The following is a 12,825-nucleotide window of genomic DNA, read 5'->3' on the forward strand; positions in this document are numbered from 1 at the left end:
CGGACAGCTCGGCGCGCCCGGCCGGCCGAGCTGGACCCGTCGCGTGCGGAATCCTCGGCGGGCCAGGCGGGCGGGCCGTGTTCTGGATCGGCGGGCCCGGCGGGCGGGCCCCGGGCTGGTCGGGCGGGATCATCAGGGTCGATCCGGACTGGGTTCGGGCGCCGGTGGGGAAGCCGGTGCCGAGGAGGTGTGCGCGCTGGACGTCGCGACGCCGTCTGCGGCATCGGCATCGGCATCGGCATCGTTGTTGAACGCCATGGCGACGTCGAGCGGGTCGGGATGTTCGCCCGGCGGGATCAGGTCGGCGCGGTCGGGCTGGCCGCGGAAGCGGTGCCACAACCGGCGACCGGCCAGTGCCACGAGTACCGCACCGGCCGACAGCGTGATGAAGAACAGCACCTTGCCGTAGGCGTTGGAATGCACCGACAACCGCACCGGCTCACCGAGCGTCAGGCCGTCGGTGGTCTGCAAGCTCACGTCGACGGCCACGCGCTGGGTGAAGTGCACTTCGATCGGCACCCGCAGCGGCAGGTAACCGGGAGGCAGCTCGATCTCGCCCATGTCGGTGACGGTCATGCCGGGCGGTGCATCCACGTGCAGCCGCACCCGCACCGGCACCGGGAGGTCGTTACGCAGGGCCAGCGGCAGCGGGCTGCGCTCGGTGGCCAGCGTGTACGCGCCACCGGGGTTGACGATTCGCACCGCACCGAACATGTCGTTCACGCTGCGGCTGACCGTCTGCAACCGCTGTTCGGCCAGCCCCTCGCGGGCCTCCGGCGGCACGGACTGGCTCAGCGCCCGCAGCATGTCCTCCCGCAGCGGCGCGGTGTACTGCAGGCCCGTCAACCCGGTGCGCTCGTCGGTGGTCAGCGCGGCGGTCAGCCCCCACAGCCGGCTGATCACGGCCGCGATGCCGGTGTCGATGTTCTCGTCGATGCTGCTGCGCGGGTTGCCGAGGGAATCCGGCGGCGCGGGCGCCACGGGTTCGGGTGGCAGGGCATTGCTCTCGGCGATCACCGCGGGCAGCGGGCGCGGGACGGCCAGCCCGGCGTGGATCGTGGTGGCCACCGTCGTGAGGATGGCCTGCGCGTCGTCGGCGTCCAGTGACCACACCAGCGGCGGCATCAGGATCTGGGTCCGGGGCTGCTCGGCGGGGGTGAGCCCGCGCCACAGGAGGGCACCCAGCGCGTCCTGGCGCCGGGCGGTCTGCGAGTCGTGCCGCACCGGGATCTCCAGTGACGGGTCAAGGTAGGACGGCACGACGGGATCGGTGCCCGCACCGGCCAGCGCGGCACCGACGGCCGGATCGAATCCGGCGGCCACGACCTCCGGCCGGTAGCGCAGCGGCGTGACGTCGGCGGTCTGCGGGGCGCCAGTCGGATCCTGGGCGGTGATGTGCGCTGCCGAGATGGCAACGGTCTGGCCTTGGGCGGCCAGCAGGTCCAGGGCGGGGCGGGTGAGCGGACCGTCGCCCATGATGCTGGCACCCCGGATCGAGGCGACGCCCAGAATCTGGTCGACGATGTCACCGGCACCGTTGGTGGCGATTCCGCTCAATCCGGGATCGCCGACCCGCTGCAGTGCGGTCAGATCGGCCTGCGCGTAGTTGGTGGGCGCCACGCAGAGCCGCCCGGCCAGGCCGCGCAGTCGATTCAGCCAGCCGACGGCGGCCTCCTGGCCGGCTCCTGGGCGCGTCGGGGTGCCGGGACCGGCGTCGGGTCCGTCGTTGACGACGTAGCCGCCGGTCATCGCGTTGACGGTGACCAGCAGATCGGGGTCGACGGCAAGGCACAGGGTGGCCCGCATCTGGCCGCCCGAATCGACGGTGGGTCCGGTGGCGAAGTCGGCGGCCGACAGCAACGTGTCGAGCCGTCCGCCGGGGGCCAGCGAGGTGGCGAGGCTGTCGTCGACCAACCGCACCGGTGTGGTGCCACCCGGGGCGCCGGGGGCCAGCCGCGGCCGGTCGGCCAGGGGCCAGAGCATGGTCATCCGCACCGGCTGGGATGTGTCCGGCGGCACCACCGAGTTGAGGGTGTCGGCGGCCGACATCGATTCGGAACCGTTGTCCGTGGGCCCGTCCGGGGGCACGCCGAGGACCGGCAGCAGGAAGCGCGCGTCGTCGAGTTTGGCCGGGGCGCCGTAATCGGGCGTGCCGTTGACGTTGATCAGAACGGGGTAGACGCCGGGTTCGGTGATGTGCAGCGACCCGGCACCTTCGGAGCGAAGGGGATAGGACAGCGTGAACGGCACCGACTGGCCGCGCTGCATCTCCGGAGCCAATGTGACGAAGTCGGCCACCGGCTCGAACCGGTCGACGTCCCCGGTGAGGTCGGTGCGCAGCTGACTCGAGGAGGTCACCGCCTGTGCGTGCTCCATGCGGATGTCGACGTCGCGGACCGGCCGGTCACCGACGTTGAGCACGGCTCCGCTGACCGTCACCACCGATTCGCTCGTGGTGGTGACGACGTTGGGGGTGACGCGGTCGATCCGGATCTGCAGGAAAGGCAGGGCGCCGGGTTCGCTCGCGCCCGCCCGGGGCAGGAGGACGGGCAACGCGGCGGTGGACCACACCGAGAACAGCAACACCACCGCCACAAGCACCACTGTGTGCGCCAGGAGGGAGACCCCTCGGCGCACCGCCGGGGCGGCGGTCACGGTCCCTGTCCGCATCCGTTCGTGCGCCGGCGGGGCTGAGGTTGCGCAGGGTCGTCGCGGCGGTGATTGCGGGCGTGCGAATGGGTCTGGGGGCGTCGCCGGGGCGCGCTGCGAGGCAGCGGCGGCAAGGAGCCAGGGCCGTCGGTGTGCAGCTTGTCGATGAGCTCACCGGCCACCTCGGCGAGCTTGCGCTCGTCGGCGTAGGCCAGCCGGGCCGGCAGATCCCGCAGCGGGACCCACGCGACCTCGGTCACCTCGACGTCGTCGTCGGACAGCTCGCCGCCCTGGAAGCGCAAGAGGTAGTGGTGCACGGTCTTGTGAACCCGGCGCCCTTCGGTGACGAACCAGTAGTCGATGCTGCCGAGCGCGGCCAGCACGTCGCCGCGGATCCCGGTCTCTTCGGCAACCTCGCGGATCGCGGTCTGCTCGGCCGTCTCACCGAGTTCGATGTGGCCCTTCGGCAGTGACCACAGCATCCGGCCGCGCCGGTCGACCCGGCCGATCAACGCTGCCACCTGGGTGTCCTTGGGGCCGTCGATGCCGTCGATGACGAGGCCGCCGGCCGAGGTCTCGTGAACCGTGCGTAGCCGTTCCTGTGGACGACGTGGCCTCGACTTGTGTTGCTTGGACTGGTCACGCGGGGTCGGGGCGGGATTTGCGGTGCCGACGGGAGCTTCGGCGGGACCATCGGTGTGACGGGCGTCATCATTACCCTGGTCGCCGGCGGGTGGGCCTGCCGCCCTTTGTGCACGACGACGACCACGACGCCGGCTGCGGCGCCGTCGTGGTTTGGCCTGTTCGCCGTCCGACACCCAAGCGATAGTAGCTGCCATGGGGTTGGCCTCCTGCCGCACTCGCCGGTTGTGACCACACCGCGAGCATTAGGCTCATCGAACGTGTCCGACGCTGTTGTTACTGATGCCGAATTGCTGGCCGGCGCACTGGTCTCGTTGAACCACCGCGCCGAGGTGCTGCGTGGGCTCGGTGCGGTGTTCGCTGCGGCGGGTCATGAGCTGTATCTCGTCGGAGGCAGTGTGCGCGACGCGCTGCTGGGCCGCCTGACCGAGCACAGCGATCTCGATTTCACCACGGACGCCCGCCCCGAGCAGATGTTGAAGTTCCTCCGCCCGTGGGCCGACGCGCTGTGGGACACCGGGATCGATTTCGGCACCGTGGGTATCGGCAAGGGCGAGCACCGGCTGGAGATCACCACGTTCCGGGCGGACAGCTACGACCAGGTGTCGCGGAATCCGACCGTCGAGTTCGGCGACAACCTCGATGACGATCTGGTGCGCCGCGATTTCACCGCGAACGCCATGGCGGTGCGCATCACGGCCGACGGGCCGGCCGAATTCCACGATCCCCTGGGCGGTTTGGCGGCCATCCAGGCCAAGGTGCTCGACACCCCGTCGGCCCCGCAGGTCTCGTTCGGTGACGATCCGCTGCGGATGCTGCGGGCGGCCCGGTTCGTGTCGCAGCTCGGGTTCGGTGTGGCGCCGCGCGTGCTCGAGGCGCTGCTGGAGATGGCCCCGCAGTTGGAGCGCATCACCGTCGAGCGGGTCGCCGCGGAACTGGACAAGCTGCTGCTGGGCAAGGATCCCGTGGCCGGTGTCGACCTGATGGTGCAGACCGGTCTGGGGGACGTGGTGCTGCCCGAGGTGGGCGAGATGCGAATGGCCATCGACGAACACCACCAGCACAAGGACGTCTACTGGCATTCGCTGACGGTGCTGCGCCAGGCCGTGGACCTCGAGGACGAGGGTCCGGACCTGGTGTTGCGGTGGGCGGCGCTGCTGCACGACATCGGCAAGCCCGCGACCCGCAAGCACGAATCCGACGGCGGGGTGAGCTTCCACCACCACGAGGTGGTCGGCGCCAAGATGACCCGCAAGCGGATGCGTGCGCTCAAGTACTCCAAGCAGATGGTCGACGACGTATCGCAGCTGGTGTATCTGCATCTGCGGTTCCACGGCTACGCCGACGACAAGGGCACCGGCAAGTGGACCGACTCGGCGGTGCGCCGCTACGTCACCGACGCAGGCCCGCTGCTCGGCCGGCTGCACAAGCTCGTTCGCGCCGACTGCACCACCCGCAACAAGCGCCGGGCCGCACGGCTGCAGGCCAATTACGACGATCTCGAGAACCGGATCACCGAGCTGGCGGCCAAGGAAGATCTGCAGCGGGTCCGGCCGGATCTCGACGGCAACGAGATCATGGAGATCCTCGGTATCCCGGCGGGCCCGCAGATCGGCGAGGCCTGGCGGTTCCTCAAGGAGCTGCGGCTCGACCACGGGCCGCTGTCCCGCGAGCAGGCTGTCGACGAATTGTTGAAATGGTGGAACGCCAGAGGCTGACCATGCGTCTGATCAGTCATGGACTACTGCCTGGGTGATGCCGACGGGACCGCGACCATCGTCACCGGTGTGCCCGATGTGGATGTGGACGGCAACGGCAGCCCCGACGGTATCGGCCTGGATTTCGACGGGGACGGCCGTATCGACGACGTGATGGCCGATTTCGACGGTGACGGTATCGCCGAGCGGGAGGTGCTCGACGCCGACGACGACGGGCAGGCCGAAAGCTATTTCTCCGACGACGGTTCGGGCACCTGGGCGGTGCGCGTGGACCGGTCCGGGCAGGTGCGCTGGTTCGGTTTGGACGGGGTGGAGCGGGCGCCCGGCCGGCAGGAGCGCAGCGACCCGGGAATCGAGGGGGTACCGATGGTCGATTTCGACGGTGACGGCGACACCGACGACCGGTTGATCGACGTCGACGGCGACGGTCTGGCCGACCGGGTACTGGCCGGGGGCCTGGCGTACGTCGACGTCGACGGCGACGGGCGGTGGGACATGAAGCTGGCCGACACCGACGGGGACGGCCGCGCCGACACGGTGTCCTGACTCGGCGGGCTCAGCCCCGCCCGGCGCCGGCGGTCCGGCGAAGGCCTGCGCGATGGTCAGCCACTTGGCGGCGTCGTCACCGACCGCGGTCACGTCCAGTTCGGCAGGTGCCCGGCGCTGGGTCACCAGCATGCAGAAGTCTTCGGCCGAACCCGTCACGCGCTGCCGTGCATCCTCGGGCCCCCACTCCCACAGCGTGCCGTCGGGGGCGCGCAGCTCGACCCGGAACGGCTCGGCGGGCGGGGTCAGTCCGTGCACGGTGAACGCGAAATCCCTTGTGCGCACCCCGATGTGGGCAATCGAGCGGAGGCGCGCGGTGGCAGGCCGGTGGACTCCGAGGGCGTCGGCCACATCGAGGCCGTGGGCCCAGGTCTCCATCATGCGGGCGGTGGCCATGGACGTCGCGCTCATCGGCGGGCCGAACCACGGCAGCTTGCGGCCCTCGGCCACGTTCACGAGTTCGGTGTGCAGCCGCGCGCGCGTCTCACGCCAGTCCGCCAGTAGTCGCTCCGGTGGCGTCAGCGCGAGTTCCTCGGCCGCGGCGTCGACGAACCCGGTCGGGTTCTGCATCGCCTCGGCAAGGACGGCGTCGAAGCCGGACTGGTCGGTGATCGCGATGACCGACACCCGATCGGTCCACAGCAGGTGGGCGATCTGGTGAGCGATGGTCCAGCCCTCGGACGGGGTGGCCGTGGCCCAGCGCTCGGGCGGAAGGTCGGCCACCAGGGCATCGAGTGCGTCGCTCTCGGCGGACAGGTCGGCCACGATCGGCTCGGCGCTCACCATGGCGGTCAGCCTAGACCGGGGAGTCACACCCGCTTCGGGGATGCCACTGCGGCGTGCAGACCGAGTCCGACGAGGTAGGCGACGGCGCCGGCGGCCACCAGCGCAGGGGAGTGCCCGTCGGCGGGGATCACCGCGGCCGCCGCAGAGATCGCCGCGACGAACGAGATCCAGAACAACGCGTCCTGCACGGTGAAGACGTGGCCGCGCAGCGCGTCGTCGACGTCGATCTGCATCGCCGAATCCGCGCACAGTTTCACCAATTGCCCCGCGGCCCCGAGCAGCAGGCCGCAGCTCACCATCACCGGCACGTGCAGTCCGATCGCCGCCAGTTGAATCACCACGGCGAAACCGAGGGCGCCGTTGGCGGTGGCGTAGCGCCCGAACCGGCCGATCACCGCGGGAGCGGCGACCGTGGCCGTGAACTGCCCGATGCCGCCTGCGGCCATGAACAACACCGCGGTGCCCAGACCCAGCCCGGTCACATCGGGGTTGTCGCTGTGCCGGACGATCACCAGCACCAGCAGCGAGTTGATCCCGAACGCCATCCGGTGCGCGGCCAACCCGGCCAGGGTGCCGGCGACGGGCGGCACGGCCCACACCGTGCGGGCACCGTGCACCCAGCCGGTGGCCACCGCATACGCCACCGAGCCGTGGATCGTGCGCTTGCTCTCGTGCGGGCCCAGCACATGCGGACCGAAACGGACCGACAACCACAGCGCCAGCGCCACCGGGACCGCCACGATCAGCATGACCACCGAGGCCCCGGTGTCGTCGGCGCCGAACAGCTTGCGCGGCACCAGCATGAAGTCGGCTCCGAGGAACGCGGCCAGTGCGCCGACCGCGGTGGCCACCGAGTTCATCGTGATCACGCGATCGGCCGGCACCACATCGGGCAGCGAGGCCGAAAGGCCCGACGAGACGAACCGGGTCAACCCGTTGACGATCAGCGCGCAGCACAGGATCGGCAGATCGCCGGTGCCGAAAGCCAGCAGGGCAGCCACGAGCAGCACCACCACCAGCCGGCCCAGGTTGGCCCCGATCAGCACGAGGCGCCGGTCCCAGCGGTCCAGCAGGGCTCCGGCGAACGGGCCCAGCACCGAGTACGGCAGGAACATCACCGCGAACGCGGCGGCGATCTGCCACGGTTCGGCCTGGCGCTCCGGGTTGAACAGGATCGCGCCGGCCAGACCGGCCTGGAAGAGCCCGTCGCCGAACTGGCTGACCGCGCGCAACTCCAGGAGCCTGCGGAATTCGGTCATGCCGCGCAACGAGTGCCAGAGGGCACGGGGAGCACGCGCATGAATCACCCGATCAACAGTACAAAGCTGAGCCGAAATCCGACCGCGCCCGGGCTTGTTCGCCACCTCTGGGCAGTTGCGGTGCCATGATGTAGGGCGTGGCGCACTCAGAAGATCCGGAGGATTTCATCGCGCCTGCGGCGCACCGGGTACGACCGGGCACGCTGCTGCTGGCCAATACCGATCTGCTGGAGCCGACGTTCCGGCGCAGCGTCATCTACATCGTCGAGCACAACGCCGGCGGAACCCTCGGTGTCGTGTTGAACCGGCCCAGTGAGACAGCGGTCTACAACGTGCTGCCGCAGTGGGCGAAGCTCACCCACAAACCCAAGACCATGTTCATCGGCGGTCCGGTCAAGCGGGACTCGGCGTTGTGCCTGGCGACGCTGCGGGTCGGCATGCAGGCCGAGGGTGTTCCCGGGCTGCGGCACGTGCAGGGCCGGGTGGTGATGGTCGATCTCGACGCCGACCCGGACACGCTGGCCCCGGTCATCGAAGGTGTGCGGATATTCGCCGGGTACTCCGGCTGGACCATCGGTCAGCTCGACGGCGAGATCGAACGTGACGACTGGATCGTGCTCTCGGCGCTGCCATCGGATGTGCTGATCGAGCCGCGGATCGATCTGTGGGGCCGGGTGCTGCGTCGTCAGCCGCTGCCGATGTCGCTACTGGCGACCCATCCGATCGACGTGAGCCGCAACTAGCGGGACTACCTGCAGTCCGCGTACTTGCAATCCATCACTTGCAGGACAGGGTGCAGCTGGCACACGAGCCGGCACAGCCCGCACCCGAAGCCGAACCGGCCTCCGCTGCCGCGACGGCCTTGGCGCTCTGCCAGCAGCCGGCGGCCACGGTTGCGACGGCCCCGATGATGCACACCATGACGACCATCAGGCCGGTGTGGGGCGCGGCGGCCAGGGCGGCGGCGCCACCGGCGGCGAGCATCACCGCGGCGGCCAGTTGGGTCGGGGCCACAGCCCTCAGGACCGAGCGCACGGGATCACCGGTACGAGGCCTGGTCAACAACCACAGCCCGAACACACCGACGATGACGGCGGCGCTCAGGCACAGCAGCGCGGCGATCAGCATGCGCCACACAATACGAGGCGCCGGTCAGGAAAGCGAGGTCGGGGAGGGCCCTCGTGATTCAGCCCTGCAGGCCCAGGAGCTGGGGCAAACCCGGCGCCGGGGCCGGCGCGGGGGCGGCCGGGGTAGCTGGCGGCGCGGGGGCCGCCGGGGCCGGAGCGCTGACCTTGAAGCCGGACACGATCGCGTCGGCGGCGTCGGCAGCCGCGGAAACACCCTGGTTGGCGGCCGACGAGTTCACCGACAGCGACACCAGGTAGTGGTCGGGCCCGGCGGTGGCCAGGATGTGCCTGCGTGAGGTGTTGAGCATCTGGCTCCCCGACAGATAGCTACCTTCGATGAAAGCTGACGGGAAGCCGTTGAAGTCGCCCATGGCCATGTCGGTGGGACGCCAGTTCTGCAACTGCTGGGTGTCGACGAAGCCATGGCTCGCCGCTTCGGCCGGATCGAAACTGCCGACGAGCTTGTAGACCACAACCTGTGCGTTGGGGGTGTACAGGTCGGTGCTGGCGCGGTCGGCGATCACCGCGAAGGCGTCGGGCACGTTGGGGTCGGGCACCTTGGTCCAGCCCGACGGCAGCGGCAGGACGATGCTCAGCGCCTTGAAATCGTGGCTGGCCTGCGGCTCCATCTTCACGCCCTTGCTCTTGAAGAACTCGGCGAAGGTGCCGGACGTGGCGGGGGTGATGGTCTGTGCGGGCGCGGCCGGTGCGGCGACGGCGGGTACGGCATTGGCTGCCGCGCCCGGGGCGACGGCCCCACCCGGGACGCCGGGGGCGGCCGGCGCGGGAGCAACCGGAGCGGCGGCGGGGGCGACCGTGACGGTCTGGGTCACCGTCACCGGGCCGGGAACGCCGGGCGCCGGAACAAGGGGTTCGGCTGCCGCGGGCTGACCGGCAAGGCCGACAACCCCGGCCACTCCGACGGCCGTGCCTGCTGCCAGAACCCGCCACCGGCGGGCCAACTCGATCATCACTCGTTCCCTCCGCAAACCGTGCCCTCACCAGGGCAACCTTCACTAGAGGCCGAGACTATCCACGGGTCACCGCCCGCCACCAGCAACTCAACCGACCTGGAATCAACCCCTGACAGAGCCGCGACGCAACCGATACCAAGCCGTGGCCAACGGAAGCGTCAGACGGGTGGTGAGCTGCTCAAACCGTGGCCTTATACCCTGAACGTCGTGATCGAACCCGCCACCACGTCCCAGCCAGGGCCTTCAGAAGGTGATTTGTCCTCCTCGCGTGCGGGAGAAGACACCCCGCAGCACCGCTACACCGCGGAACTGGCGGGCCAGATCGAACGCACCTGGCAGCAGACCTGGTCGGACCTCGGAACGTTCAACGTGGCCAATCCGGTGGGCTCGCTGGCACCGCAGGACGGCTCGGCGGTGCCCGCCGACAAGATGTTCGTCCAGGACATGTTCCCGTACCCGTCCGGTGACGGCCTGCACGTCGGGCACCCGCTGGGTTACATCGCCACCGACGTCTACGCCCGGTACTACCGGATGACCGGACGCAACGTGCTTCACGCGCTGGGCTTCGACGCGTTCGGCCTGCCTGCCGAGCAGTACGCCGTGCAGACCGGAACGCACCCGCGCACCCGGACCGAGGCCAACATCGTCAACTTCCGCCGGCAGTTGGGCCGTCTCGGCCTGGGCCACGACTCGCGGCGCAGCTTCGCCACCACCGATGTCGACTTCTACAAGTGGACGCAGTGGATCTTCCTGCAGATCTACAACGCCTGGTTCGATACCGCGGCCAAGAAGGCCCGGCCGATCACCGAGTTGGTCGCCGAATTCGAATCCGGGGCAAGGCCTCTCGATGACGGCAGGGCGTGGGCCGAGCTGTCGGCGGCCGAGCGCGCCGATGTGGTGGACGGCTACCGGCTGGTGTACCGCGCCGACTCGATGGTGAACTGGTGCCCGGGCCTGGGCACCGTGCTGGCCAACGAGGAAGTCACCGCCGACGGCCGCAGTGACCGTGGCAACTTCCCGGTGTTCCGGAAGCGCCTGCGGCAGTGGATGATGCGCATCACCGCTTACTCGGACCGGCTGCTCGACGACCTGGAAGTGCTGGACTGGCCCGACAAGGTCAAGAGCATGCAGCGCAACTGGATCGGCCGGTCCACCGGTGCTTCAGTCGAATTCGGTACCACCGCAGGCGATGTCGAGGTGTTCACCACCCGCCCGGACACCCTGTTCGGCGCCACCTACCTGGTGCTGGCTCCTGAACACGATCTGGTGGATGCGCTGGTCGGCGACGCCTGGCCCGAGGGCACCGATACGCGGTGGACCTTCGGTGCGGCGACGCCGGGCGAGGCCGTCGCCTCCTACCGGGCCGGGATCGCTGCCAAGTCGGATCTGGAGCGTCAGGAGAACAAGACCAAGACCGGTGTGTTCCTCGGTGCTTATGCCACCAACCCCGTGAACGGACAGCAGGTTCCGGTGTTCATCGCCGATTACGTGCTGGCCGGTTACGGAACCGGAGCCATCATGGCGGTGCCGGGTGGTGACCAGCGGGACTGGGACTTCGCCACTCAGTTCGGCCTGCCGATCATCGAGGTGGTCGCCGGTGGCGACATCACCGAGGCGGCCTACAACGGTGACGGCACCATGGTCAACTCCGACTACCTGAACGGGTTGTCGGTGGCCGAGGCCAAGGACGTCGTCATCGGACACCTGGAGGCCGACGGCCGCGGCCGCGCCCGGATCGAGTACCGGCTGCGGGACTGGCTGTTCGCCCGGCAGCGGTACTGGGGTGAGCCGTTCCCGATCGTCTACGACGCCCAGGGCCGCGCCCACGCGCTGCCGGAATCGGCTCTGCCGGTCGAGCTTCCGGACATCCCGGACTACTCGCCGGTGTCGTTCGACCCCGACGACGCCGACAGTGAACCGTCGCCGCCGCTCGGCAAGGCCACCGAGTGGGTGCATGTCGAGCTGGATCTCGGTGACGGGCTGCAGACCTACACCCGCGATACCAACGTGATGCCGCAGTGGGCGGGCAGCTCGTGGTACGAGCTGCGCTACACCGACCCGCTCAATTCGGAAGAGCTGTGCGCCAAGGAGAACGAGGCCTACTGGATGGGCCCGCGCCGGCTGAGCACGGGCCGAATGATCCGGGCGGCGTCGACTTGTACGTCGGTGGCGTCGAGCATGCGGTGCTGCACCTGCTGTACTCGCGGTTCTGGCACAAGGTGCTCTTCGACCTCGGCTTCGTCAGCTCGAGCGAGCCGTTCCGGCGCCTGGTCAACCAGGGTTACATCCAGGCCTTCGCCTACACCGACTCCCGCGGCAGCTATGTGCCTGCGGCCGAAGTCGTTGAGCGCGAGGGGAAGTTCTACTACCAGGATGCTGAGGTCAACCAGGAGTTCGGCAAGATCGGCAAGAGCCTGAAGAACTCCGTCTCACCCGACGAGATCTGCGACGAGTACGGTGCGGACACCCTGCGGGTCTACGAGATGTCGATGGGCCCGATCGAGGCTTCGCGCCCTTGGGCGCCCAAGGACGTCGTCGGTGCGTACCGGTTCCTGCAGCGGGTGTGGCGCGCGGTCGTCGACGAGGAAACCGGCACCGAGCGCGTCGGCGCCCACGAGGCACTCGACACCGGCACCTTGAAGATCCTGCACCGCACGATCGCCGGGGTGACCGAAGACTATGCGGCGCTTCGCAACAACACCGCGGCAGCCAAGCTGATCGAGTACACCAACCACCTGACCAAGGAGGGGGTGGCGGCCCGCGCCGCCATCGAACCGCTGGTGCTCATGGTGGCCCCGTTGGCCCCGCACCTGGCCGAGGAGCTGTGGAAGCGGCTGGGCCACGACACCCCGCTGGCACACGGGCCGTTCCCGGTGGCCGATCCGCAGTACCTGGTGGACGACACCATCGAGTTCCCGGTTCAGGTCAACGGCAAGGTGCGCGGCAAGATCACCGTCGCCGCCGATGCAGACAAGGCGGCGCTGGAGGCCGCGGCGCTGGCCGACGAGAAGGTGCAGGCCTTCCTGGACGGCGCCACACCCAAGAAGGTGATCGTGGTGCCCGGCCGGCTGGTCAACCTCGTCGTCTAGCGATCTGTGGAGTTCTGGCCGTCGCCCGTACGGCC

Annotated in this window: 8 protein-coding genes and 2 pseudogenes; 4 read left to right on the forward strand and 6 right to left on the reverse strand. The window is 69.5% G+C overall.

The features are described 5' to 3' along the window. Positions 1-132 precede the first annotated feature (132 nt). Positions 133-2,655, reverse strand: coding sequence for a DUF6049 family protein (locus ACNQVK_RS37215; protein WP_418033902.1), 2,523 nt, complete (start codon positions 2,653-2,655; stop codon positions 133-135). After that, positions 2,652-3,467: an NUDIX hydrolase gene (locus tag ACNQVK_RS37220; protein WP_418033904.1), complete on the reverse strand. Its 816-nt coding sequence runs from the start codon at positions 3,465-3,467 to the stop codon at positions 2,652-2,654. Before ACNQVK_RS37220 ends, ACNQVK_RS37215 begins: the two co-directional genes overlap by 4 nt. Positions 3,468-3,551: 84 nt before the next feature. Here ACNQVK_RS37220 and ACNQVK_RS37225 point away from each other — a divergent pair, with 84 nt between their 5' ends. After that, positions 3,552-5,009 carry a CCA tRNA nucleotidyltransferase gene (locus tag ACNQVK_RS37225; RefSeq protein ID WP_418033906.1) on the forward strand — a complete coding sequence of 486 codons (1,458 nt, stop codon included), beginning with the start codon at positions 3,552-3,554 and terminating at the stop codon, positions 5,007-5,009. Positions 5,010-5,027: 18 nt separating this feature from the next. Next, a complete protein-coding gene (locus tag ACNQVK_RS37230) occupies positions 5,028-5,555 on the forward strand; it encodes a pullulanase (protein ID WP_418034586.1) in 528 nt (175 codons plus the stop codon). An 18-nt stretch (positions 5,556-5,573) separates the two neighbouring features. On the opposite strand, the pseudogene ACNQVK_RS37235 reads toward ACNQVK_RS37230, so the two are convergent. Together ACNQVK_RS37235 and ACNQVK_RS37240 are read right to left on the reverse strand one after the other, a co-directional pair. Beyond that, positions 5,574-6,341 (reverse strand): annotated as a pseudogene (locus ACNQVK_RS37235) (TIGR03084 family metal-binding protein); the annotation flags it as partial. A 23-nt stretch (positions 6,342-6,364) separates the two neighbouring features. After that, entirely contained in the window at positions 6,365-7,648 is a 1,284-nt protein-coding gene (locus ACNQVK_RS37240) for an MFS transporter (RefSeq protein WP_418033908.1), read from the reverse strand. 89 nt (positions 7,649-7,737) lie between these two features. On the opposite strand from ACNQVK_RS37240, the gene ACNQVK_RS37245 reads away from it, so the two are divergent. Then, complete coding sequence (locus tag ACNQVK_RS37245) at positions 7,738-8,343, forward strand: YqgE/AlgH family protein (RefSeq protein ID WP_044514282.1); 606 nt, start codon at positions 7,738-7,740, stop codon at positions 8,341-8,343. Positions 8,344-8,377: 34 nt separating this feature from the next. Here the strand turns inward: ACNQVK_RS37245 and ACNQVK_RS37250 are convergent, their stop codons facing one another. Together ACNQVK_RS37250 and ACNQVK_RS37255 are read right to left on the reverse strand one after the other, a co-directional pair. Next, positions 8,378-8,728: a hypothetical protein gene (locus ACNQVK_RS37250; RefSeq protein WP_044514280.1), complete on the reverse strand. Its 351-nt coding sequence runs from the start codon at positions 8,726-8,728 to the stop codon at positions 8,378-8,380. Between the two features lie 58 nt (positions 8,729-8,786). After that, positions 8,787-9,698, reverse strand: a complete 912-nt coding sequence (locus tag ACNQVK_RS37255; protein ID WP_418033910.1) for an LpqN/LpqT family lipoprotein — start codon at positions 9,696-9,698, stop codon at positions 8,787-8,789. Positions 9,699-9,956: 258 nt separating this feature from the next. On the opposite strand from ACNQVK_RS37255, the pseudogene leuS reads away from it, so the two are divergent. Continuing rightward, positions 9,957-12,790, forward strand: a pseudogene (gene leuS, locus ACNQVK_RS37260) (leucine--tRNA ligase). Positions 12,791-12,825: the final 35 nt, after the last annotated feature.

Source organism: Mycobacterium sp. 134 (assembly GCF_048282715.1).
Classification (GTDB): Bacteria; Actinomycetota; Actinomycetes; order Mycobacteriales; family Mycobacteriaceae; genus Mycobacterium; species Mycobacterium septicum.